This is a genomic window from Micromonospora carbonacea, from assembly GCF_014205165.1.
GTDB classification, from domain to species: domain Bacteria; phylum Actinomycetota; class Actinomycetes; order Mycobacteriales; family Micromonosporaceae; genus Micromonospora; species Micromonospora carbonacea.
Map to the genome: position 1 here is coordinate 3,697,603 of NZ_JACHMZ010000001.1, position 23,343 is coordinate 3,720,945.

Annotated in this window: 16 protein-coding genes; 11 read left to right on the forward strand and 5 right to left on the reverse strand. The window is 74.0% G+C overall.

From position 1 onward, the window contains the following. Positions 1 to 18: 18 nt before the first annotated feature. Positions 19 to 1,506 carry a pyridoxal phosphate-dependent decarboxylase family protein gene (locus tag HDA31_RS15830; RefSeq protein ID WP_178064621.1) on the reverse strand — a complete coding sequence of 496 codons (1,488 nt, stop codon included), beginning with the start codon at positions 1,504 to 1,506 and terminating at the stop codon, positions 19 to 21. A gap of 4 nt (positions 1,507 to 1,510) precedes the next feature. Next, complete coding sequence (locus tag HDA31_RS15835; RefSeq protein WP_178064620.1) at positions 1,511 to 2,539, reverse strand: ABC transporter substrate-binding protein; 1,029 nt, start codon at positions 2,537 to 2,539, stop codon at positions 1,511 to 1,513. A gap of 68 nt (positions 2,540 to 2,607) precedes the next feature. On the opposite strand from HDA31_RS15835, the gene HDA31_RS15840 reads away from it, so the two are divergent. The 3 genes from HDA31_RS15840 to HDA31_RS15850 all read left to right on the forward strand — a co-directional run bounded on the left by HDA31_RS15840 (position 2,608) and on the right by HDA31_RS15850 (position 5,649). Further along, positions 2,608 to 3,717 (forward strand): FecCD family ABC transporter permease, encoded by a 1,110-nt coding sequence (locus HDA31_RS15840; RefSeq protein ID WP_178067362.1) that lies wholly within the window; start codon positions 2,608 to 2,610, stop codon positions 3,715 to 3,717. Then, on the forward strand, positions 3,714 to 4,739 hold the full coding sequence (locus HDA31_RS15845) for a FecCD family ABC transporter permease (RefSeq protein WP_178064619.1): 1,026 nt from the start codon (positions 3,714 to 3,716) through the stop codon (positions 4,737 to 4,739). The genes HDA31_RS15840 and HDA31_RS15845 overlap by 4 nt, the downstream gene beginning before the upstream one ends. A gap of 97 nt (positions 4,740 to 4,836) precedes the next feature. Then, entirely contained in the window at positions 4,837 to 5,649 is an 813-nt protein-coding gene (locus HDA31_RS15850; protein WP_178064618.1) for an ABC transporter ATP-binding protein, read from the forward strand. Between the two features lie 91 nt (positions 5,650 to 5,740). Here HDA31_RS15850 and HDA31_RS15855 read toward each other — a convergent pair whose 3' ends face one another. Both HDA31_RS15855 and HDA31_RS15860 read right to left on the reverse strand, forming a co-directional pair. Continuing rightward, positions 5,741 to 7,237: a class I adenylate-forming enzyme family protein gene (locus HDA31_RS15855; protein WP_178064617.1), complete on the reverse strand. Its 1,497-nt coding sequence runs from the start codon at positions 7,235 to 7,237 to the stop codon at positions 5,741 to 5,743. Further along, positions 7,227 to 8,774: an NAD(P)-binding domain-containing protein gene (locus HDA31_RS15860; protein WP_178064616.1), complete on the reverse strand. Its 1,548-nt coding sequence runs from the start codon at positions 8,772 to 8,774 to the stop codon at positions 7,227 to 7,229. Before HDA31_RS15860 ends, HDA31_RS15855 begins: the two co-directional genes overlap by 11 nt. A 63-nt stretch (positions 8,775 to 8,837) precedes the next feature. Here HDA31_RS15860 and HDA31_RS15865 point away from each other — a divergent pair, with 63 nt between their 5' ends. The 7 genes from HDA31_RS15865 to HDA31_RS15895 are packed head-to-tail and all read left to right on the forward strand — an operon-like array spanning position 8,838 to position 17,588. Further along, on the forward strand, positions 8,838 to 10,346 hold the full coding sequence (locus tag HDA31_RS15865) for an aromatic amino acid ammonia-lyase (protein WP_178064615.1): 1,509 nt from the start codon (positions 8,838 to 8,840) through the stop codon (positions 10,344 to 10,346). Then, the gene (locus HDA31_RS15870; protein WP_178064614.1) at positions 10,336 to 11,901 is read left to right on the forward strand and encodes an NAD(P)-binding domain-containing protein; all 1,566 of its coding nucleotides are present in this window, start codon (positions 10,336 to 10,338) and stop codon (positions 11,899 to 11,901) included. Before HDA31_RS15865 ends, HDA31_RS15870 begins: the two co-directional genes overlap by 11 nt. Before the next feature lies 1 nt (position 11,902). After that, on the forward strand, positions 11,903 to 13,018 hold the full coding sequence (locus HDA31_RS15875) for an alpha-hydroxy acid oxidase (protein ID WP_178064613.1): 1,116 nt from the start codon (positions 11,903 to 11,905) through the stop codon (positions 13,016 to 13,018). Beyond that, positions 13,015 to 14,352 (forward strand): cytochrome P450, encoded by a 1,338-nt coding sequence (locus HDA31_RS15880; protein WP_178064612.1) that lies wholly within the window; start codon positions 13,015 to 13,017, stop codon positions 14,350 to 14,352. The genes HDA31_RS15875 and HDA31_RS15880 overlap by 4 nt, the downstream gene beginning before the upstream one ends. After that, complete coding sequence (locus HDA31_RS15885; protein ID WP_178064611.1) at positions 14,349 to 15,614, forward strand: cation:proton antiporter; 1,266 nt, start codon at positions 14,349 to 14,351, stop codon at positions 15,612 to 15,614. The genes HDA31_RS15880 and HDA31_RS15885 overlap by 4 nt, the downstream gene beginning before the upstream one ends. 54 nt (positions 15,615 to 15,668) lie before the next feature. Further along, positions 15,669 to 16,340: a response regulator transcription factor gene (locus tag HDA31_RS15890; protein WP_178064610.1), complete on the forward strand. Its 672-nt coding sequence runs from the start codon at positions 15,669 to 15,671 to the stop codon at positions 16,338 to 16,340. Beyond that, entirely contained in the window at positions 16,341 to 17,588 is a 1,248-nt protein-coding gene (locus tag HDA31_RS15895; RefSeq protein WP_178064609.1) for a sensor histidine kinase, read from the forward strand. A 164-nt stretch (positions 17,589 to 17,752) separates the two neighbouring features. Here the strand turns inward: HDA31_RS15895 and HDA31_RS15900 are convergent, their stop codons facing one another. Next, positions 17,753 to 18,919: an ATP-grasp domain-containing protein gene (locus HDA31_RS15900; protein ID WP_246384599.1), complete on the reverse strand. Its 1,167-nt coding sequence runs from the start codon at positions 18,917 to 18,919 to the stop codon at positions 17,753 to 17,755. Positions 18,920 to 19,580: 661 nt separating this feature from the next. Between HDA31_RS15900 and HDA31_RS15905 the strand changes: the two genes are divergently transcribed. Next, complete coding sequence (locus tag HDA31_RS15905) at positions 19,581 to 23,243, forward strand: non-ribosomal peptide synthetase (protein WP_178064607.1); 3,663 nt, start codon at positions 19,581 to 19,583, stop codon at positions 23,241 to 23,243. Positions 23,244 to 23,343: the final 100 nt, after the last annotated feature.

Here is a 23,343-nt window from a genome sequence, read left to right on the forward strand (position 1 = left end):
GGTGGGCACGGTCGCCGGTCAGCCGACCGGGCAGGGGGCGACGGCGGCCCGCTCGCACACGTACCGGTCGGCGTGCGCGGCGATCAGGTCGACGACGTGCGCCACGTCGTCGAGGGTGGTCTCCGGGTTGAGCAGGGTGAACTTGAGGTACTGCCGGCCGTCGACCCGGGTGCCGGCGACGACGGCCGCGCCGGAGGCGGCCAGGGCGCGGCGGGCGTGCCGGTTGGCGTCGTCGGCGAGGTGGCCCGCCGGGGCCGGCGGCAGGTAGCGGAACACGACGGTGCTCAGCGTGGGCCGGGTGACCACCTCGAAGCGGGGGTCGCCGGCCAGCAGCCGCCACGCCCCGTCGGCCCGGTCGATGACCTCGTCGAACAGCTCCCCGACCGCGTCGGGGCCCATCATCCGCAGGGTCAGCCACAGCTTCAGCGCGTCGAAGCGGCGGGTCGTCTGGAGGCTCTTGTCGACCTGGTTGGGCAGTTGCTCCCCGCTGGCGCGGGGGGCCGGGTTGAGGTAGTCGGCGTGGTAGGTGGCGTGCCGCAGCACCTGCCCGTCGCGCACCAGCAGGGCGCTGGAGGAGACGGGCTGGAAGAACGACTTGTGGTAGTCGACGGTCACCGAGTCGGCGCGTTCGATGCCGGCGAGCAGGTGCCGCCGGGTGGGCGAGACCAGCAGCCCGCAGCCGTAGGCGGCGTCGACGTGCAGCCGCGCCCCGGCGGCGGCGCACCGGTCGGCGATGGCGTCGAGGGGGTCGATGGAGCCGAAGTCGGTGGTGCCGGCGGTGGCGACGACGGCCATCACGGTGAGCCCGTCGCGGTGGCAGCTCGTCAGCTCGGCGTTCAGCGCGTCGGGGCACATCCGGCGGTCGGCGTCGGTGGGCACCGTGCGCACGGCGTCGGCGTCGAGGCCGAGCAGGGTGGCGGCCTTCTGCACGCTGAAGTGCCCGGCGGCGGAGGTGAGCACCCGCAGCCGGGGCAGCAGCTCGCGGCGGGGGGCCGGGTCACGGGCGCACGCCTCCTCCCGGGCCAGCAGCAGGGCCTGGAGGTTGGACTGGGTGCCGCCGCTGGTGAAGACGCCGTCGGCCGCGGGCCCGAGGCCGATGCGCCGGGCCGTCCAGTCGATGAGGCGGCGCTCGATGAGGGTGCCGCCGGCGCTCTGGTCCCAGGTGTCCAGCGAGGAGTTCACGGCGGTGAGCACGGCCTCGCCGAGCAGCGCCGGGATCACCACCGGGCAGTTGAGGTGGGCCAGGTAGCGGGGGTGGTGGAAGTAGACGGCGTCGCGCAGGTACACCTCCTCCAGCTCGTCGAGGGCGGCGGTGGCGTCGGCGAGCGGCCGGTCCAGGTCGACGGCGGCCACGGCCGGGGCGAGCGCGGCCGGGGTGACGCCGCTGAACGGCCGGTCGGTGCGCGCGATGCGGGTGCCGACCCGGTCGATGCCCTCGGCCAGCACCCGCCGGTAGTCCTCGGCGGTGCCGGTGGTCAACAGGTGGGAGCGGGGGGTGCCCGCCACGGCGTCAGCTCACCTTCTTCGCGGCGCTGATGGCCTTCGCCAGGTTCTCCAGCAGCGGCGCGGCGCCGGCGTAGGAGAAGCGCGGGACGGCGTCCCACGGCGTGACCTGGTTGGCCTTGACGGCCGGCAGCGCCGCCCAGGTGGGCTTCTTCGCCAGGTCGGCCGGTTGCAGGGCGGTGGTGCGGTTGTCCAGCAGGATCAGGTCGGCCGGGAACTTGTCGGCGTTCTCCCAGCTCAGGGCCTCGAAGTAGTCGCCCTGCTCCAGCTTCGTCGGCACCACGATGTCGACGCCCAGCTCCGCGAAGTACATCAGGTCGGTGCTGACCTTCGGGTTGGAGGCGTAGAACACGTCGGGGCTGCCGGACGCGGCGAGGACCTTGATGCCGGGGTTGGCCTTGACGGCCTGCCGGACGCTCTCGGCCGCCGCCTCGAACCGGGCCTTCGCGTCGGTGACCTTCTTGGCCTTCAGGTCGGCGCCGAGCGCGGCGGCCAGGGCGGCGTACCGCTCGATGGGCTGGCTCATCGGCACCCGGGCGGTCTGGATGGCGACGGTGGGCGCGAGGGCGAGGATCTTGTCCTTGCTCTCGTCGGGGACGTACCAGAACGCGCCCGGGTCGTACATGTGGGTGACCAGCAGCTCGGGGCGCAGGGCGGCGTACTTCTCGATGCTGAACTCGCCCCAGACGTTGCCGAGCACCGTCACCTTGCCGACGTCGAGGTCGCCGGCCTGCGGCTCCTTCGAGCCGTCGGCGCGGGTGGTCTCGCCGAACACGCCGACGAGCTGGCTGTCGAGTCCGAAGTCGACGAGCGCCGCGGCCACGCCGGTGAAGGCGACCACCCGGGTCGGGGTGGCGTCCCGGGTCACCTTCTCGGGCCGGTCGTCGGTGAACGACCACGGCCCGCCGGTGCCGGCCGGCGACGCGGAGTCGTCGGAGCCGCCGCAACCGCCGAGCAGGGCGCTGACGGCGAGGGCGCCGCCGGCGGAGAGCAGGCCGCGGCGGGTCAGGCGCGGGCGGGACACGGGTACGGGCATGACGGCTTCTTTCCGCTCCGGGGTGGTCCGATGACCAAGGGCGAGGTTAAGTTACCCTAACCTAAGTTATTGTCAACAGCCCTCAGCGATCGATTTCCACCACACAGGAGCTTCCGCTGTCCGTCACCGACTCGTCGCCGACCGCACCCGCGCCGACGGCGACGCCCCCCGCCCCACCACCGCGACGCGGCCGACCCGCGGCCCGGGTCGCCGGGCTGCTGGCCGCGTCAGCCCTGCTCACGGCCGTGTGCGCGGTCAGCCTCGCCGTCGGCGCGCGGCAGCTCGGCCTCGCCGACGTCTGGGCGGGACTGTGGGACCCCGCCTCCCCCGCGCACGCGGTGGTGCAGCAGATGCGGCTGCCGCGCACCCTGCTCGGCCTGCTCGCCGGGTCCGCCCTCGGGGTGGCCGGCGCGATCATGCAGGCCGTCACCCGCAACCCCCTCGCCGACCCCGGGCTGCTCGGCATCAACGCCGGCGCGTCCGCCGCCGTGGCCAGCTCCGCCGCGTTCCTCGGCGTCGCCACCGTCGGCGGGTACGTCTGGTTCGCCCTGGCCGGCGCGGCGGCCGTCACCGCCCTCGTCTACGCCGTCGGCGGCGGCCGGGGCGCCACCCCCGCCCGCCTCGCCCTCGCCGGCGCGGCCCTCAACGCGGCCCTCTACTCCTACGTCAGCGCGGTGATGCTGCTCGACGCGGCCTCGCTGGAGAAGATGCGGTTCTGGACCGTCGGCTCGCTGGCCAGCGCCGACCTCGCCACGGTGGCCCGGGTGCTGCCGTTCGTCGCGGTCGGACTGGTGATCGCCCTCGCGGCGGCCCGCCCGCTCAACGCCCTCGCCCTCGGCGACGACCAGGCCCGCGCGCTGGGCGCCAACCCCGCCGTGGTCCGCGCCGCCGTCATCGTCGCCGTCACGCTGCTCTGCGGCGCGGCCACCGCCGCCTGCGGGCCGCTCGTCTTCGTCGGGCTGCTCGTGCCGCACCTCGTGCACGCCCTCACCGGGCCGGACCTGCGCTGGCTGCTGCCGGCGTGCGCGCTGCTCGCCCCCGTGCTGCTGCTCGGCGCCGACGTCGCCGGCCGGGTCCTCGGCCGCCCCGGCGAACTCCAGGTCGGCATCATGACCGCCGTGCTCGGCGGGCCGCTCTTCCTGCACCTGGTCACCCGCACCCGGGCGGTGCGCGCGTGAGCGTCGTCCGCGTCCGAGGCTGGTCGGTGCGGTTCCGGGCCCGCGCCCTGCTCGTCGGGATCGGCTGCGCCCTGGCCGCCGGCGCGCTCGGCGTGCTGTCGATCGGCGGCGGCGACTACCCGATGAGCCCCGCCGACGTGCTGCGCACCCTCGCCGGCGGCGGCACCCCCGCCGAGGACTTCATCATCGGCGAGCTGCGGCTGCCCCGGCTCGTCACCGCGCTGCTCGTCGGTGCCGCCCTCGCCCTCGGCGGCGCGGTCTTCCAGGCCCTCGTGCGCAACCCGCTCGGCAGCCCCGACATCCTCGGCGTCACCCAGGGCGCGGCCACCGGCGCGCTCCTCGTCGTGGTCGTCGGCGGCGGCACCCTCGCCCTGGCCGGCGCGGCCGTGGCCGGCGGGCTGGCCACCGGCGTCCTGCTGTGGGCGGTGGCCTGGGCGCGCGGCGCGCACGGCCACCGGCTGATCCTCGCCGGCATCGGCGTCGCCGCGATCCTCACCGGCGTCAACGGCTGGCTGCTGACCCGCGCGCAGCTCATGGACGCCGCCCGCGCCGTGCTCTGGCTCACCGGCAGCCTCGACGGGCGCGGCTGGGCGCAGGCGGTGCCCGTCGCCGTCACCCTCGCCGTGGCGGTGCCGGTGGTGCTGTTCGCCTGCGGGCCCGCGCTGCGGATAACCGAGCTGGGCGACGACACGGCCGCCGCGCTCGGCGTGCCGGTGCGGGGCCTGCGCACGACTCTGCTGGTCGCGGCGGTGCTGCTGGTCTCCGTCGCCGCCTCGGCCGCCGGGCCGGTCAACTTCGTCGCGCTCACCGCGCCGCACCTGACCCGCCGGCTCACCCGCGCGCCCGGCCCCAACCTGGCCGCCGCCATGGCGCTGGGCGCGGCGATGCTGGTCGCCGCCGACCTGATCGCCCAGCGCGGCTTCCCCGGCCACCAGCTCCCCGTCGGCGTCGTCACCGGCGCGCTCGGCGGCGGCTACCTGGTGTGGCTGCTGGCCACCGAACGCCGCGCCGGCCGGCTGTGAAAGGAGGGGCACCTTGTTAACGCATCCTGTAGAGAAAGGGCCCCTTGTTAACACCCGCCCGGCCCACCATCCCCCGACAGAGAACGGAGCACCGCCCATGCGGCCCGGCACCCCCCGGCTCAGCGGCGACGGGCTGACCCTCGCGTACGACAAGCGGACCATCGCCCGGCAGCTCGACGTGACCGTCCCCGACCGGTCGTTCACCGTGGTCATCGGCCCGAACGCGTGCGGCAAGTCCACGCTGCTGCGGGCCCTCGCGCGGATGCTCAAGCCCACCGCCGGCACCGTGCTGCTCGACGGGCGGGACATCCACGCCCAGCCGGCCCGCCGCGTCGCCCGCACCCTCGGCCTGCTCCCCCAGAGCTCCACCGCACCCGACGGCATCACCGTCGCCGAGCTGGTGGCCCGGGGCCGCTACCCACACCAGGGGCTGCTGCGCCAGTGGTCCCGCGACGACGAGCGGATCGTCGACGAGTCGATGGCCGCCACCGGCGTCGCCGACCTCGCCGACCGCCTCGTCGACGAGCTGTCCGGCGGGCAGCGGCAACGGGTGTGGATCGCCATGGCCCTCGCCCAGCAGACCGAGCTGCTGCTGCTCGACGAGCCCACCACGTTCCTCGACATCGCCCACCAGATCGAGGTGCTCGACCTGTGCGCGACGCTGCACGAGGAGCAGGGGCGCACCCTCGTCGCGGTGCTGCACGACCTCAACCAGGCCGCCCGGTACGCCAGCCACCTCATCGCCATGCGCGACGGGCAGGTGGTCGCCGCCGGCCCGCCCCGGGAGATCGTCACCGCCGACCTGGTCGAGCGGGTGTTCGGGCTGCCCTGCCGGGTCATCGACGACCCGGAGACGGGCTCGCCGCTGGTGGTGCCGGCCGCCCGGCGCGTACCGGCCCCACGCCCCTGACCGCCCGGCACCCGCACCCCGATCGCACCCCCGCCCGGCGGATGCTTCGGACAAGATCGTGCTCGATCCGGAGGGGGCGGCGGGGAGGGCCTCACCCGTGCGGGCCGGTCGACGTCAGCGCGCGCTTGTCCGGCTTGCCGCTGGGCGCCAGCGGGACCCGGTCGATCGGCTGGATCGTCTTCGGGGTCGCGGCCTCGCCCAGCGCCTGCGCCACGCGGGCGCGCAGGCGGGCGACGTCCGGGGTGCGGCCGGCGGCCGGCACCACGTACGCGTGCACCGCCTCCCCGGTGACGTCGTCGGGGCGGCCGACGACGTACGCCTCGGCGACGTCGGGGTCGGCGGCGAGGACCCGTTCGATCGGGCCGGCGTGGACCAGGTTGGCGTTGACGATGACGACGTCCCGCGCCCGGCCGAGCAGGTGCAGGTAGCCGTCGTCGTCGAGGCGGGCCAGGTCGCGGGTGCGGACCCAGCCGTCGGTGAAGACGTCGGCGGTCTCGGCCGGGTCCGCCCAGTAGGCGGTGGCCTGCGCCGGGGTCCGCACGAACAGCTCACCCTCGGCGGCGGGGCGGCCGTGGGCGTCGCGGATGGACAGGTCGGTGACGGCGGGCGGGCGACCGACCGAGGCCAGCGCGGTCGGGGTGGCCAGCATCTCGGCCGGCGTCACCATCGTGATCATGCCGGTTTCGGTCTGTCCGTAGCCGTGGAAGACCACCGGGCCGAGCACGTCGAGGGCCTCGGCGAGGCGGCTCGGAGTCAGCGGGGAGCCGGACACCACGAGGGCCCGCAGGCTGCTCAGGTCGGTCGGGTCGGCGCGCTGGGCCTGGACGAGCTGGTGCAGCTTGCCGACGGTGATGACGCTGGCGGTCGCCCGGTGCCGGGTGATCATGCCGGGAAAGCCGGGGGGGCGGGCGGCGACGAGGGTGCCGCCCGCGGTGAGGGCGAGGATGCCGTACTCCAGCATCACCTGGCTGCTCAGGGAACCGAAGACGAGGTAGCGGTCCAGACGGGAGGCGAGGTCGGCGATCGCCGGGGGCCAGCGGTCCGGGTACGGGGACCAGGCTGCGCTCATCGCCGCGTACGTCTGGGCGCAGCCCTTGGGGTTGCCGGTGCTGCCGCTGGTCCAGATGATCCGGGCGACGTCGCCCGGTCGGCCGGCGGCGACCAGCGGACGGCCGTCGTCGCCGGTGTCGACGAGCTGGGCGAGGCGGGCGTCGTCGACGAGCGGCCCGGGGGCGCTGCCGAGCAGGTGGGCCTGCTGCGCCGGGGTCAGCCCGGGGCGGACGCCGGAGACGCGGGCACCGACGGCGAAGGCGGCGACGGTGGCCGCGAAGGCCTCCGGGGTGACGCCGAGGCGCAGCGCCAGCCCGGTGCCGGGGCCGACCCCGGCGGCGCGCAGCCCGGCGGCGACGCGGCGGACCAGCGCGGACATCTCGGCGGCGGTGACGATGCGGTCGCCGTCGGCGAAGACGGGCCGGTCGCCGCCGGTGGCGAGCAGGTCCAGGAGGGGCTGCGGCCAGACCTCGGCCGGCGCCGGCCAAGCCCAAGCCCGGGCCCGGGCCGGATCAGCGGATGTCGGATCAGTCGGCATCGGACAGGACGCCCTTGACGAAGTGCACGAGCGGCTGCTGGTGCACGGCGGGCAGGTTCCAGTGGTTCTCCAGGTTCTCTGCCATGTGGTGCGTGGCGACGACCCGGCCGCCCCGGTGGACCCGTACGACGGGGTGCAGGTAGCTGGCGTCGTGGGCGTGCTCGGCGTCGTTCTCGGCGATCCGGGGGATCGTGACGTCGAAGGGGTCGACCTGGTCGTGGTCCGGGCCGTACTCCAGGGTGACCACGAAGGCGAACGGATCGGGGCCGAGGCCGCCGTCGCTCAGGTAGGCGACGGGCACCTCCTCGTGGTAGCGGGCGGTGTCGCCGTCGACGGTGACGACGTCGCCGAGCACGGCGAACTGCTGCCACAGCGCGGAGGTGCGGTTGATGCGGGCGATGATCGCGTCGGTGATCGCCTCGGGGGTGGCGTCGAGCGGAGCGGACGGCCACGGAACGTCGTGGTGGCGGGCGTTGAGGATGCGGTGCAGGGCGCGCGTGCCGTACCGGAAGCCGTGGATGAAGCCGCTGGTGGAGCGCTTGAAGTCGCGCTGCTGGGTGAGGGTGCCGGCGAAGTACAGGCCGGGCACGTTCACCGACTCGTACGCCGGGGTCTGCTCGGGGAAGCGGTCGTTGATGACCAGGCGCGGCCGGGCCGACGGGTCGAAGATGCTCGCGTCGAACCGGAAGCCGGTGCACAGGATCACCCGGTCGTAGTCGATCTGCCGGATCGCCTCGACGGAGCGGGCGTAGCGGAAGTCGATGCGGTAGCCGCCGTCGTCCCGGCGGGCGATCCGCTCGATCGTGCCGTCGAGCACCGCGTTCTGCGACTTGAGCTGGTACGTGTCGAGGAAGTTGTTGTTGACCGCGCGCAGGTGCCCCACGTAGTGCGACTGCCACGCCAGCTTGATCGAGTGCGGGCCGGCGACGTGGATGACGGCGGCGGTCTCGACGAGGGCGTCGGCGGTCTCGAAGGCCGAGTTGCCCTTGCCGACGATGAGCACCCGCTGGTTGGCGAAGTCGTCGGGGTCGACGCTGACGGTGTCGTACCGCTCGGCGAGGTCGGCGCCCGCGATCGGCGGGACGTGGAGCTGGGAGACGCCGGTGGCGACGACGACCCGGCGGGCGGCCAGAGTGTCGCCGCCGGCGACGTCGACGGTGAACAGCTCCCCGTCGCGGGCGATGCGGGTGACGCGGGTGTCGTAGCGGATCCGCAGGCCCCGGGCGAAGTCGACGAGGTAGCGCACGAGGTCGTCGGCGTGGGGGAAGTAGCGCCGGCTGTAGTGGCGAAACAGCAGCGCCTGGTCGTCGGTGAGCAGCGAGTTCCAGTCGGCGCGCAGGTTGAACTCGGGGTCGTCGGAGCCGGTCCAGACCTTGTTGATCGAGATGAGCTGCCGGTGGCGGGGGTAGGTGGCGAAGAACGTGCCCGGCCCCGGGCCGGCCTCCAGCACCAGGTGGTCGCGGCCGTCGCGCTCCAGCAGGGCGGCGAGCTGGAGCCCCGCCGGCCCGGCTCCGATGATCAGGTAGTCGAGCGTCATGCGGCGAAACGTAATCGCCCGATCTCAGAGCGTTCTGAGAATCCGTCTCTAGGGTGCGGTCGCATGACCACAGAGGTAGATATCGCCGCCCCGCTGCGGATCGCCGACCTGCGCGCCGCCCGCGATCCGGTCCGGGTCGTGGTCTCGCCGCAGGTCCGCGACCGGGTCACGACCGCCCGCAGCTTCCTGTCCGAGGTGCTCGGCGACGACCGCGCGGTGTACGGCAGCACCACCGGCTTCGGCGCGCTCGTCGGGTACGCGGGTCGGGCCGACCTGCGCGACCAGGCCGACAACACCCTCGCCCACCTCGGCGCGGGACAGGGCCCCGACCTCGCGCCGGAGGTGGTCCGGGCGACGCTGCTGCTGCGGGCCTGGTCGCTGGCGCGGGGCGTGTCGGGGGTCTCCCCGCACGTCGTCGACGCCCTCGCGGCGATGCTGGCGACCACGTTCGTGCCGGCAGTGCCGCGCCTCGGCTCGGTGGGGGCCAGCGGGGACCTGATCCCGCTGGGCGCGGCGGCGCAGGCGTTGCGGGGCCGGGGGCACGCCTACGTGGACGGGGTGCGGCTGCCGGCGGCGCAGGCGCTTGCGCAGGCGGGCCTGGAGCCGCTGCCGCTGGACGGTCGGGATGCCCTCGCCCTGGTCAACGGCACGTCGCTGACTACGGCGGCGACCGCGCTGGCACTGTGGTCGGTGCGCGCGTCGCACCGGGCGGTGCAGGTGCTCACCACCCTGCTGGCCGACCTGCTCGGCTGCGATCCACAGTTCCTCGACGCCCGGCTGCTGAACGCGTACGGGCACCCGGGGGCGATCGACGTGGGCGCGGCCATGCGGCGCGTCGGCGACGGGATCGTGGCGTCGGGCAAGCGCCCGCTGCAGGAGCCGTACAGCATCCGCTGCGCGCCGCAGCTGCTCGGCGCGGCCGAGGACGCGCTGCGCCACGTCGGCGCCGTCGTCGCCGCCGACCTGGGCAGCGTCAGCGACAACCCGCTGTTCTTCCCCGACGACGACGCCGTCGTGCACGGGGGCAACTTCTTCGGGCAGCCGGCGGCGTTCGCCGCCGACCTGCTGTCGATGGTCGTGGCGCAGGTCGGCAACCTCGCCGAGCGGCAGCTCGACCTGCTCGTCGACCCGAACCGCAACGGTGGGCTGCCGCCGATGCTCGCCGCCGGGCCGGGGCAGCAGCACGGGTTGCAGGGGGTGCAGTTGGCGTCGACCGCGCTGATCGCCGAGATCCGCCGGGACACGATGCCGGCGAGCATGCAGAGTTTGCCGACCAACCTGCACAACCAGGACGTCGTCCCGCTGGGCACCCAGGCCGCGCTGCGGGCGCTGGACCAGGCGCGGTTGCTGCACCTGATCGTCGGGTCGCTCGCGGTGGGGCTACGCCAGGCCGCGTACGTGGGCGCGCGCACGCCTTCCGCGCCCGGGTGCGCCGAGGTGCTGGCGGCGCTGGCGGAGGCCGTACCGCCGGTGGACCCGGACCGGCCGCTGGACGGCGACGTGCAACGCGCCGCCGATGTCGTCGAAACGCTCGTGACTTCTCTTCCCTGGGGTGACCGCCGTGACGCTTGATTACCTGATCATCGGGGCCGGGCCGGCCGGCCTCCAGTTGGCCGCCCTGCTGGAGGCCGACGGAAGGCGCGACTACCTGGTGCTGGAGGGCGCGGACTCCCCCGGCGCCTTCTTCGCCACCTTCCCCCGCCACCGGCAGCTCATCTCCATCAACAAGCCGCACACCGGCTCCGACGACCCGGAGCTGAACCTGCGGCTGGACTGGAACTCGCTGCTCAGCGACGACCCGACGCTCCGGTTCACCGGCTACACCGAGCGGTACTTCCCGCACGCCGACGTGATGGTCCGCTACCTGGCGGACTTCGCCGCGAAGACCGGGGCGCGGGTGCGCTACGGCGCGCGGGTGACGTCGGTGGGCCGGGTGGACGGGGTCTTCGAGGCCCGCACGGCCGGGGAGACGTTCCGGGCGCGGCGGCTGGTCGTCGCCACCGGCGTGTCGAAGCCGTACGAGCCGCCGATCCCGGGGCTGGAGCTGGCCGAGCGGTACGCGGACATGCCCGTCGACCCGCGTGACTACCTCGACCAGCGGGTGCTGATCATCGGCAAGGGCAACTCCGCGTTCGAGACGGCGGAGAACCTGATGGAGACGACCACGCTGATCCACGTCGCCGGGCCCAGCTCGGTGCGGATGGCGTGGCGCACCCACTACGTGGGGCACCTGCGGGCGGTGAACAACAACTTCCTCGACACGTACCAGCTCAAGTCGGCCAACGCGATCCTCGACGGCGACGTGCGGCGCATCGAGCGCGACGGCACCGGGTTCACGGTGACGTTCTCGTTCTCGCGGGCGAACGAGGTCGTCAAGGAGCTGCGCTACGACCGGGTGCTCGCCTGCACCGGCTTCGCCTTCGACGCGTCGATCTTCGACGACACCTGCCGCCCGGCGCTGGCCGTCAAGGGTCGCTTCCCGGCGCAGACTGCGGCGTGGGAGTCGGTGGACGTTCCCGGCCTGTACTTCGCCGGCACGCTCTCCCAGGAACGCGACTTCAAGCGCTCCACCAACGGTTTCATCCACGGCTTCCGCTACGCCGTACGGGCGCTGCACAAGATCCTAGAGCGGCGGTACGGGGACACGCCGTGGCCGGCGGAGAAGCTGGACGCCACGCCGAAGTCGATCGCCGACGCCGTCGTCGCCCGGGTCAACCGCACCTCGGCGCTGTGGCAGCAGTTCGGCGTCCTCGCCGACGTGGTCACCGTGGCCGGCCCGGACGCCCGCTACCACGAGGAGGTGCCGGTCGACTACTTCGCCGAGGAGGGGCTGCGCACCCCCGACCACGACTACGGGCACGCCTTCGTCGTCACCCTGGAGTACGGGCCGGACCACGACCAGGTGGACCCGTTCGACATCACGGTCAACCGGGTGGCGCAGGACGTCGTCGGGCAGGCGCACGACGCCGCGTACCTGCATCCGGTGGTCCGCCACCACCGCGACGGGCGGGTGGTGGCCACCCACCACCTGGCGGAGAACCTGGAGAACCGCTGGGACCGGCCGGACGTGCACGTGACGCCGCTGGTCGCGTTCGTGGACCGCTGCCTGAGCGACGTCGAGGGCTGAGATGCTCACGCTGGACGAGGCCGGGCTGAACCTGGCCGACGTGGCGGCCGAGGCGCGGCGTCGGCTGGAGCCGGCGCACTGGGACTTCTTCGCCGGCGGGGCCGGCGGGGAACGCACGGTCCGGGCCAACGAGGCGGCGTACACGCGGCGGTGGGTCGTGCCCCGGGTCCTGCGCGGTACGGGCGAGCGCGACCTGCGCATCTGTCTGCTCGGCGAGCCGGTCTCGATGCCGGTGCTGGTCGCGCCGACCGCGTTCCACCGGCTGGCCCACCCCGACGGCGAGGTGGCCACCGCGCGGGCCGCCGCCGAGGCCGGCACGGTGATGGTGGTCAGCATGGCGGCCACCCGGGGAGTCGAGGAGATCGCCGCGGCGGGCGGGCGGCTCTGGTTCCAGCTCTACCCGCAGCCGGACCTGGAGTTCACCGCCGCCGTGGTGCGACGGGCCGAGGCGGCCGGCTGCCGGGCCCTGGTCGTCACGGTCGACTCGCCCGTGTTCGGCCGGCGCGAGCGCGACCTGCGGCACGGCTTCGTCGAGCTGCCACCCGGGCTGGCCTGCGAGAACATGCGCGACACGGACGGTCGGGTGCGCAGCATCGAGATGGACGCCGGGCTGGGCTGGGAGCGGATCGCGTGGCTACGCGGCATCACGTCGCTGCCGATCCTGCTCAAGGGGGTGCTGCACCCGGCCGACGCCCGGCTGGCCGTCGCGCACGGCGTCGACGGCCTGCTGGTCTCCAACCACGGCGGCCGGCAGCTCGACGGCGCGCTGGCCACCCTGGACGCGTTGCCCGGGATCGTCGCGGCCGTCGGGGGGCGGCTGCCGGTGCTGGTCGACGGCGGCGTCCGGCGGGGCACGGACGTGCTGGTGGCGCTGGCGCTCGGCGCGACCGCCGTGCTGGTGGGGCGGCCGGTGCTGTGGGGGCTGGCCGTGGGCGGGGCGGCCGGGGTGCGGCACGTGCTGGACCTGCTGCGTGCCGACCTGGACCGGGCGCTGGCCCTGGCCGGCGCGGCCCGACCGGCCGACCTCGGCCCGGACCTCGTCGCCGGCCCGGACCTCGTCGCCGGCCCGGATCTCGTCGCCGGCTGCGGCCCCGTCGCCACGGTGGTGGGGGCATGACCGCCCCGGTCGTCGCGGTCGCCCTCGTCGCGCTCGGCGCGGGCTGGACCCTGCCGCGCTGGCTGCCCCCGGCGGTGGTGCGGCTGCGGGAGTGGGTCTTCGCCCGGGTCAACGGCGCGGAGGGCATCCCGGTGCCCGGCCCCACCGTCGGCGTCGAACACTTCACCCGGGTGTACGGGGACCCGGCGGCCGACGGGCGCAGCCGGGGGGCCGGGCTGTCGGACCTGTTCTGGTACTGGCTGGCCCCCGGGCCGCACATGCACCAGGAGCACCTGGAGCCCGGCGAGCGCTACCGCACGGTGGCCGCCACGACCCGGCGGGTGCTGGCGGTACGTCCGCAGCGCGCGGACGAACTGGCGACCGCCGCCACCCGGCGGGTGCTGGACGAGCTGCCGCCCGGCCGGACCAGTCAGGTGCGGCTGCGCGACCTGATGATGCCGGTGTGGGCCGAGGTCTTCTACGAGCTGGTCTTCGGCGAGGCGTGCCCGCCCGACGCGCGGGCGCTGATCGTCGCCAACGCCGACGACGTGGCCAGCTCGCTGAAGTGCACGAGCCTGCGGCACATGGACCGGCGCGACCGGTTGACCCGGTACCTGCGGGGGCGCATCGACACGGGGACCTGCCCGGTGACGCTGCCGCCGCCGTTCTCCGCGCAGGAGACGGCCTGGTACATCCACGGCGCCTTCTGCACCACGGCCGTCGTGCAGATGTCCGAGGCGATGGCGCACGTGCTGCTGGCCCTCGCCACCCACCCCGACGCCCAGCGGGACCTCGACGACGACGCGGCGCTGGACCGGGTGGTCGACGAGACGCTGCGGCTGTATCCGCTGTTCGGGGTGGCGCACCGGATCACGTCCGCGCCGATCGCCCTGCCCGGGGTGTCGCTGCCCGCCGGGTCGGTGCTGCTGTTCAACTACCTGGCGTTCCAGCGCGCCGGTGCCGCCGCCGACGACAGCTTCGCCCCGCAGCGGTGGCTGTCCCTCACGCGCCGCGACGCCCACTTCATCCCGTACGGGATCACCGCGAACCGGGCCTGCCCGGCGCGTGGGGTCGCGCCGGTGATGCTGCGCGCCGCGACCCGCGAGGTGCTGCGCCGGTACGCCCTGGCGTCCTCGGTCGCGCACACCCGGTCGCTGCCCAGCCGGGGCCCGGCGTACCTGACGCCGGCCGGGGCCCCCGGGCCGGGCCGGCTGCGGCTGGGCGCGATGCGGTGGCGGGACCGCTGGGCCAATGTGGGCCGCAGCGTCCGGCAACTGGTGCTCGGCACCTGGATGGTCGTCGACGCCCGTCGACAGCGCCTGTGCGGCAACTACTTCGAGGAGGCGGTCCGATGACCCCCACGGAGCTGGCACCGCGGTTCTTCATCGCGGTCGCGGTGATCCTGCTCTTCTGCAAGGGGGTGGCCTGGCTGCTCGGCAGGGCGGGCCAGCCCGCCGTGGTCAGCGAGATGCTCGCCGGGGTGCTGCTCGGCCCCTCGCTGCTCGGGCTGCTCCTGCCGGACGTGCAGGACGCCCTGTTCCCGGCTCCCCTGCTCCCCGTCCTCTACGTGGTCGGCCAGGTCGGGCTGGTGCTGTTCATGTTCCAGGCCGGGTACGCCTTCGGCGCGCACCGCGTCACCGGCCTCGCCGGCACGGCCGGCGCGGTGTCGCTGGCCGGGGTCGCCGCGCCGCTCGTGCTGGGCGTCCTGCTGGTCCTGGCGACCTCCAGGGCCGTGCCGATCCGGGCCGAGGGGACCTCGCTCGGGGTCTCGGCGGCGTTCGTCGGCGTCGCGCTGGCCATCACCGCCTTCCCGATGCTGGCCCGGATCATCACCGAACGCGGCCAGGCGGCCACCCGGCACGGCACCCTCTCCCTGGCCAGCGGCGCGATCGACGACATGGTCGCCTGGATCATGCTCGCCGTGGTGCTGGCCTTCGCCTCCGGCCGGTCCGGCCCGGCAATCGTCACCGCCGGGGGCGCGGTCCTCTTCGGGCTGGTGCTCTGGCTCGCCGGCCGCCGCACGACCGCCGCGCTGATGACCGCCCGGGGCCTCGACGACCGGGCCCGACTGCTCGGCATGGTCGTCCTGCTCTTCCTGGTGGCCTGGTACACCGACGAGATCGGGCTGTACGCGGTGTTCGGGGCGTTCGCGGTCGGCGTGGTCATGCCCCGCACCGCCAACACCGACCGGGTGGTGGACACGCTGACCCCGGTCGCCGCAACGGTCTTCCTGCCGTTGTTCTTCACCTACTCGGGCCTGCGCACGGAGTTCGGGCTGCTCGGCAGCCCGCCGGTGCTGCTGTTCGCGCTGGCCTGCGTGACGGCGGCCGTCGTCGGCAAGTTCGGCGCCTGCTGGGCGGCAGCCCGGCTCCGCGGCGAGCCGCAGGGGGTGGCGCTGCGGGTCGGCGCGCTGATGAACGCCCGGGGCCTGATGCAGCTCATCGCGCTCAACGTCGGGCTGGAGGCGGGCATCGTGAACGGGTCGCTGTTCACGGTGCTGGTGCTGGTCGCGCTGGTCACCACGCTGATGACGACGCCGCTGCTGAGCTGGATCGAGCGGCGGGAGGCGAGGACGGTCACCACTGCACCCACGCAGGCCCTGGCGGGTTGGCAATAGTTGAGGAGACAATAGTCACGGATTTATCGACGGACGCCTATGAATTGTTGAGGGATGCGCGGGGGAGAACCGAACCGGCTGCTGCTGGTCGAGGATGACGCGGATCTGACGGAGTTGCTCACCGAGACGCTGGTCAACGAGGGCTACGTCGTCGACCGCGCCCAGGACGGCCAGCGCGGCCTGCATCTCGGGCTGACCCGCCCGTACGACGTCATGGTCATCGACCGGCTGCTGCCGGCACTCGACGGGCTCGACTTGGTCGCCCGGCTGCGCTCGCGGGCGGTGCCGGCGCGGACGCTGATCCTCACCGCGCTCGCCACGGTCGACGACCGGATCGCCGGGCTGGACGCGGGCGCCGACGACTACCTGGTCAAGCCGTTCGACCTGGACGAGCTGAGCGCGCGGATCCGGGCGCTGTGCCGGCGCGCCTCCGGGTGCACCGAGGTGCTGCGCGTCGGCGGCGGGCGGCTCGACCTGGCATTGCGCCAGGCGGTGCTGGCCGACGGCACCCGGGTGGCGCTGTCCACCCGCGAGTTCGAGCTGCTGCGGGTGCTGGCGGCCCGGCCGAGCACCGTGCATTCGCGGGGTGAGCTGCGCCGACAGGTCTTCCCCGAGGCCACCGCCGCGTCGATCGTGGACACCTACGTCTACTACCTGCGGCGCAAGCTCGGCCGCCCAGTGGTCCGCACGTTGCACGGGCTCGGCTACCGCCTGGGCAGGCTGTAGGTGGACCCGGCCGAGCGGGCTGTCGTCCGGCAGGCCCGGCTGCGCATCGCCGTGCTGGTCGGTGTGGTCTTCGGGGCCCTGCTGGTCCTCGGCGGCGGCATCTCCTACGAGGCGTTGGTCCGCCGCCAGGAGGCCCAGATCCAGCGCGAACTCGAATGGGGCACGCGGTACGGCACGATCGGCGGCCCGCCCGCCTGTAGCTGGATCTTCGAGTACGACGGCACGACCGTGGACACCGGACTCGACCCGCCGCCGCCCGGCTTCCCGCTGCACGACGCGCTGGAGACCGTGGCGGCGACCCGGACCGCCGAGACCACCACCGTCACCCGCGACGGGACGGTCTACCACGTCCGCACCGCCGCCCGGAGCGACCGGGTCGTGCAGGCGGTGTTCGACGCGCGTTTCCAGTTGGCCGACCGCCGGCACCTGCTGCTCGCGTTCAGCCTCGCGGCGGCCGTCGGGGTGCTCGCCGCCGCGCTGGCCGGCCTGCTCGTCAGCCGCCGGGCCGTCGCGCCGCTGGTGGAGGCGCTGGCCCGCCAGCGCCGCTTCGTCGCCGACGCCAGCCACGAGCTACGCACCCCGATCGCGCAGGTGTACACCCGCGCCCAGGTGCTGGCCCGGCGGGCGCGTGCCGGCGGCACCGGTGTGAGCCCGGACGACCTGGAGCGACTGGTCGGCACCACCCGCCGCCTCGGCGAGATCGTGGACGACCTGCTGCTCTCGGCCCAACTCGCCGCAGCCCCCGCCGGCCAGCCGCCGAAACCCCCGGTCGACCTCACCGCGCTGGTCGGCGCGGCGGTCGCCGCCGAGGCCGACCGCGCCGCCGAGCGCCAGGTCGCGCTCACGCTGGACGCGCCCGGCGAGCCGCTGCCGGTGCCAGGCGTCGAGTCGGCGCTGCGCCGGGTCGTCGGGGAGTTGCTCGCCAACGCGCTGGCCCACACCCCCGCCGGAGGCCGGATCGCCGTGACCCTGCGCGCCGTCGAGGGCCGCGCCGAACTGACAGTCGCGGACACCGGGGACGGCTTCGACCAGGCCGACGCGCGGCGTCTGTTCGACCGGTTCCACCGGGGTGCGGGCGCAGGCGACCGCCGCTTCGGGCTGGGGCTGGCCCTGCTGCGGGAGGTGGTCACCAGTCACCACGGCACGATCGACGCGCAGGGCAGGCCGGGTCGCGGCGCGACGTTCACGGTGTGCCTGCCCGCCCCGACGCGGGAATGCCGGGGATGGGCGCCTCCCACGACTTCATGAACGTGTTCGACCAACCCGCCCGCCCGGAGTACGCGCGGGCCCTCGGCATCGCCCCACGAGCTTCGAGGCGCGGGCGCAGCGCCGCATCTCCCCCGGTGGCGGCGGCTGAGGCGACTCCCCAGTCGCCGCCACCTCCATGGTCGATGCGTGCGGCCTCGGGGGTGTCAGCTGGTCAGGGCACGCTGGATCCGGGAGATCAGGACGCCGCAGGCGTAGCGGTCGGCCGCGCCCACCATGCCGAGGACCGTCGCCGGGTGCGGGCCGTTGTCCGTCTCCGCCGGGTCGTAGTGCATGAACACGACGAGTTCCCCGCGGTCGATGAACGGGGCGAGGAGCGGCTCGGCGTCCAGGCCCGGCGCGAGCGTGAAGAAGGTGGTCATGGCGCACGGATGCTGGCCCAGCAGGGAGCTGCGGTGCAGCACCGACGTGGTGGCGGCGCTGACCCGGAAGTTCGGGTCGATGACCCGTAGCTCGCCGTTTCGGCCGACCCCGGCGTCGAACGAGCAGTACCCCCGGTATCCGAGGGCGCTGGCCTTTCGGACCCCTGCCGTCAGCGCTTCGACCAGCTCGGCCGGCGGTCGGTCGTCGTCGAGCACACACCCGACCCACGTCGAGGTGGGCTGCGGCAGGTGCACGGACGCACCGAAGTACTCGACCGAACCGCTCTCCGTCACGCCGAACTGGAGGCCCCAGACCGTCCGGAAGGGAACCTCCTCCTCGACGATCCACCTGTCGCTCACCTGTTCCAGCTGGTTGAACAGCGACCGGTTCAGCCGGTCCTGCAACCTCCGGGTGAAGATCGCGATCCCGCTGTAGACCTCGGTGCCGGCCGGCTTGAGCACCGCCGGCCGGCGGTCGGCCCGGACGATCTGCCGCACCTCGGCGGGGGTGGCCACCTGCCGGCGCGGCAGGTGGTCCGGTGCGATCAGGCTCTCCAGGACCGTCTTGTTGTTGAGGCGGGCCAGCAGGTCCGGGGCGACCCGGGCCGGCGCGGCCCGCAACTGCGGGTCCTGCGGGGGAAACTGGAACTCCAGCAGCTCGCCCCGGCCGGCGGCCTCCCGGGCCAGCCGCACCGCCTGCTCGCCGGAGCGATACTCCCGCAGGTCGCTCGGCGTCTTGAGGCCGCACCGGCTGAGCAGGCGCAGCGACTTGTCGGCGCTGGCGCCGCTGCTGCAGATGACCGCCGACTGGTGCGGCAGGGTCAGGTGCAGGCCGGTGACCATGTCCAGCCCGTTGTGCAGGCCCGCGCCCGCGCTGGTCAGATAGCGGCTGCCGGCGGTCTCCACCGGGCTGGGCGGCCGGGCCAGGACCACCCCGTCGTGCGCGAACACCTGTACTTGGATAGGCCCATCCATTGGATCTCCTGACGTGCCGGCCCCCCGCGGGGGGCCTCGGGGTGTGGCGAGAAGCCCGGTGCGCCCCGGCCGCGAGCTGCGGAGCACGTGGCGGGTGAGGCATGGCGCACCGGTCCTGATGAGGCCGCTCGGCCGCGAGAGTCGGGCGTGCCGCGCGCACCGGCCGGACGGATCCGGGCTGGGCCGGTCAGCTAGCGGCTGGCTTGTGGTCAGCGCTGCGCCGGCGCGGTGCGCACCAGCAGCCGATGTGTGATCAACCAGTCACCGACTGCGTCATGATCGACATCATGATCGGTGAAGCATAGTCAGCGCCCTCCGAGCACGCGGATGGGCCGGACAGCCGAGTGGGACCGGCCCATTTCGCCACCACTGGCTAGGGGTCGATCGCACCCGAATTCTAGGGGTGTACGCCGCTTGGCCAGGCTCCGTAGCGTCGGGCCCCGTCGGGTCGTCGTTCCCCCACACCGCACCGGACCGGGAACGGATGTGGGCGATCGTGGGCCCGCCCGCGACCGGAACATGGCGAGGGCGGGTCGTTCGGCGGTGGCCCGGCACCCCGGCGGTACGTCCGCCCACGACCGACCGGCCGCCTCGTCCCCCTCTCCCGGTCGTCCCCATTCACTCGGAGGTTGGGCTCATGCCTGTTGGGTTCGCTGATGGCGCGGTGGACGCCGGGGGTCTGGACCTGGTGGGTGATCTGCGGCGGGTGGTGGGGTGGCCGGCGCGGGCGGGTTCGGTGTCGGGGGTGGTGTCGTGGCCGGTGGGTGTGGTGGGTTCGGGTGTGGTGGTGGTGGCGGGGCTGGTCGGGGTGTTGGCGCGGTACACGGGTCAGTCGGAGGTGGTGCTCGGGCTGGCCGGTGGCGGTGTGGTGCGGGTGGACGTGGCCGGTGATCCGGGGTTCGGTGAGCTTGCCGGTCGGGTGGAGGCGGCGTTGGCGTCGCCGGCGGCGGATGGTCGGGTGGATCGGGTGGTGGTGGGATTGGCGGATGGGCCGCTGGCCGAGGTGGGACCGGACGTCGTGGACGCGGGGCTGGTGGTGTGGGTGGCCGGGGATGGTTCGGGCCTGCGGGTGGACTTCGCGGTGGAGGAGTTCTCGGCCGGGTGGGCACGGGGATTCGTGGACGCGGTGGTGACGCTGGTATCGGCGGGCGTCGCCGGGGCGCAGGTGGCGTTGTCGGGGCTCACGTTGGTGTCGGTGGTGGAGCGGGAGCGGTTGTTGGGGTGGGGTCGGGGTCCGGTGCGGGAGGTGCCGGGGGCGCCGATCCACGAGTTGGTGCTGGAGTGGGCGCAGCGGTCGCCGGAGGCGGTGGCGGGGGTGGCCGGTGGTGTGGTGTTGACGTACGGGGAGTTGGCGCGCCGGTCAGCGGTGGTGGCGGGGTTTCTGCGGTCGGTGGGTGTGGGATCCGGTGATGTGGTGTCGTTGGCGTTGGATCGGAGTTTGTGGACGTTGGTGGCGGCGTTGGGGGTGTTGCGGGCGGGTGCGGCGTACACGCCGATGGATGTGGCGTGGCCGGCGGAGCGGATGCGGGTGTTGTTGGCCGATCATGGTGCGCGGGTGGTGTTGACGGTGGGTGAGGTGGCGTCGCGGGTGCCATGCCCGGATGGGGTGCGGGTGGTGGCGTTGGACGAACAGTGGCCGCGGATCGAGGCTGTCGGGCCGGTGGACCTGCCGGCGGTCACCGTGGACGGGCCGGCGTTCGTGATCTACACGTCGGGGTCGACGGGCACCCCGAAGGGTGTGGTGCTCACGCACGAGAAGCTGACGAACTTCCTGGCCTGGATGGCCGACGAGTGCGCCATCGGCCCCGACAGCAGAATGCTGCACTCGGCCGCGCCGGTCTTCGACGCCGCGTTCGGGGAGGTCTTCGCCACGCTCATCTCCGGTGGTCAGGTCGTCGTCTGCTCGCGCGACGACCTGCTCGACGTACGCCGGCTCACCGGGCTCATCGGGCGGCACGGCGTCACGCACACCTTCGGGCCCGCGACGAACGTCGCCCCGCTCGACCCGGCGGCCTGCCCCAGCCTGCGCTGCGTCGTCCTCGGCGGCGAGGCCGCCCCGCCACAGCTCGTCCGGCGGTGGTCGGCGGCGGGTGCCCGGGTCGTGAACGCGTACGGGCCGGCGGAGGCGGCCGTGGCCTGCACCTGGTACGACGCGTCAACCGGCTGGCCCGGCAGCTACGTACCCATCGGCTGGCCCATGCCCAACCGACAGATCCACATCGTCGACCCCCACCTCAACCTCGTCCCCGCCGGCGCACCAGGCGAAATCCTCATCACCGGCCACGGCATCGCCGACGGCTACCTCCACCGCCCCGAACTCACCACCCAACGATTCGTCACCGACCCCCACACCCACCAACTCGCCTACCGCACCGGCGACCTCGCCCGCTGGAACAGCAACGGCGCCCTCGAAATCCTCGGCCGCATCGACCACCAGATCAAAATCAACGGCATCCGCATCGAACTCGGCGAAATCGAAACCACCCTCGAACAACACCCCGACGTCACCACCGCCATCGTCACCCGCCGCGACGACAACGACACCCCCCGACTCATCGGCTACGTCACCGCACGCGACGGACGCACGCCCACGCCGGAGGCGCTGCGCGAGCACGCCGCCACCATCCTGCCGTCCTACATGGTCCCGGCGGTCGTCATGGTCCTGGACCGGTTCCCCGTCGGCGGCACCGGCAAGATCGACCGGGCGGCGCTGCCCGCCCCGGACGGCCGACGCCCCGACCTCGGCGTCGACTACGCCGCACCGGCCACCGCACAGGAGCGGCTCGTCACGGGCGTGTTCGCCACCGTCCTCGGCATCGACCGGGTCGGCGTCCACGACAGCTTCTTCGACCTCGGCGGCACGTCCCTCCAGTCCGCCGCCGTGGCCACGGGCATCGACGAGGCCGCCGACGTGGTCGTGCCCGTCTCCCAGATCCACCGCACCCCGACCCCGCACGCGCTCGCCGCGTGGCTCGCCACCGCGCCGCGCCGCACGGGCGTCGGGTCGGCCGTCGGCCACGGCCGCCAGCGGCCCGGGCCGGTGCCCCTCGCGCAGCAGGTGGCCAAGTGCCTGATGTCGCCCCCGGAGGTCGTGGTCCCGGTGAGCTGGTGGGTGGAGGGCGACCTCGACCTGCGGGCGTTGATGGCCGCGCTCGGCGACCTGCACCGCCGGCACGAGGCCCTGCACGCCCGCTACCGACGGGTGGAGCCGCCGGTGGCGCTGGTCCCGGCGAACCCGGGCATGCCGCAACTACTCCTGCTCACCGACGCCGCCACCACCCAGGACGCCCTCGACCAACTCGCCGACGCCGTCCAACAACCCCTCGACTACACCCAGGGCCGCAACTGGCGCACCGCCGTCATCCGCGACCGCTCCACCAACCGCACCCTCCTCGGCATCGGCATCCACCACATCGCCTTCGACGGCTGGTCCCACACCCTCCTCGTCCGCGACCTCACCCACGCCTACACCGCCCGAAAAGCCGGACACCCACCCGCCTGGGACCATCCCGCACCCACCCTGCGCCAGATCCACGACGAGTACGCCCGACTCCGCACCGCAGCCGACCTGCCCGCCCAACGCGCATACTGGCGCACCCAGCTCCACGGGCTGCCCCGGCAGGGCGACGGCGGGCCGACCGTGTCGCTGGAACAGGCCCTCGCCTGGGGTCCCAAGGCCGGGCACACGGTGACGGTGCCGGCCGAGGTGATGCAGCGCTGGGACCGGGCCGCCCGGGAACACCGGTTCAGCCGCTCCAGCTACTTCGTCGCCGCGTTCGCCACCGCCCTGCGCGCCATCCACCACCAGGACGACATCGGCCTGCTGATGGTGGTCGCCAAGCGCGGCAGCCGGGTGCTCGACTCGGCGTTCACCACCCGGCTCAACCTCAACTGCGTGCGGGTGCGCTTCGACGGGCCGCAGGACGACAAGCTCGTGCTGCGGGTCCACGAGACGATCGCCGACCTGATGCGGGCGCAGGACGTGCCCTTCGCGGAGACCGCCGACGATCCCGCGGCCGGGCTCTCCAGCGAGGTCGTCGCGAGCCTGCCGACCTTCGTCTACCAGGACAACCTGGTGCTCCCGCTGGAGCTGCCCGGCTGCCGCACCGAGGAGGTCGTCGACCCGTACGCCCGGGAGGTGTCCAACGGCCTCACCGTGGAGGTGCTGCCCCGCGCCGACCACGCCCTCCTGCGCGTCACCATCCGCACCGACTACCTGCCGTACCGCCTCGCCGAGGAGCTGAACGGCCACATGCTGCGCTTCCTCGAGGGCGGCCCTGCGCCGGCTCCGGGCCGCTGATCGACGTACCCCCTCTCGTGTGTGGGCGCGGACTGCCGCGCCCACGCCGGTTTCCTGGTTCTTCGAACCGGCCCGCCTGCGGGCGACGCCGGTCCTGATC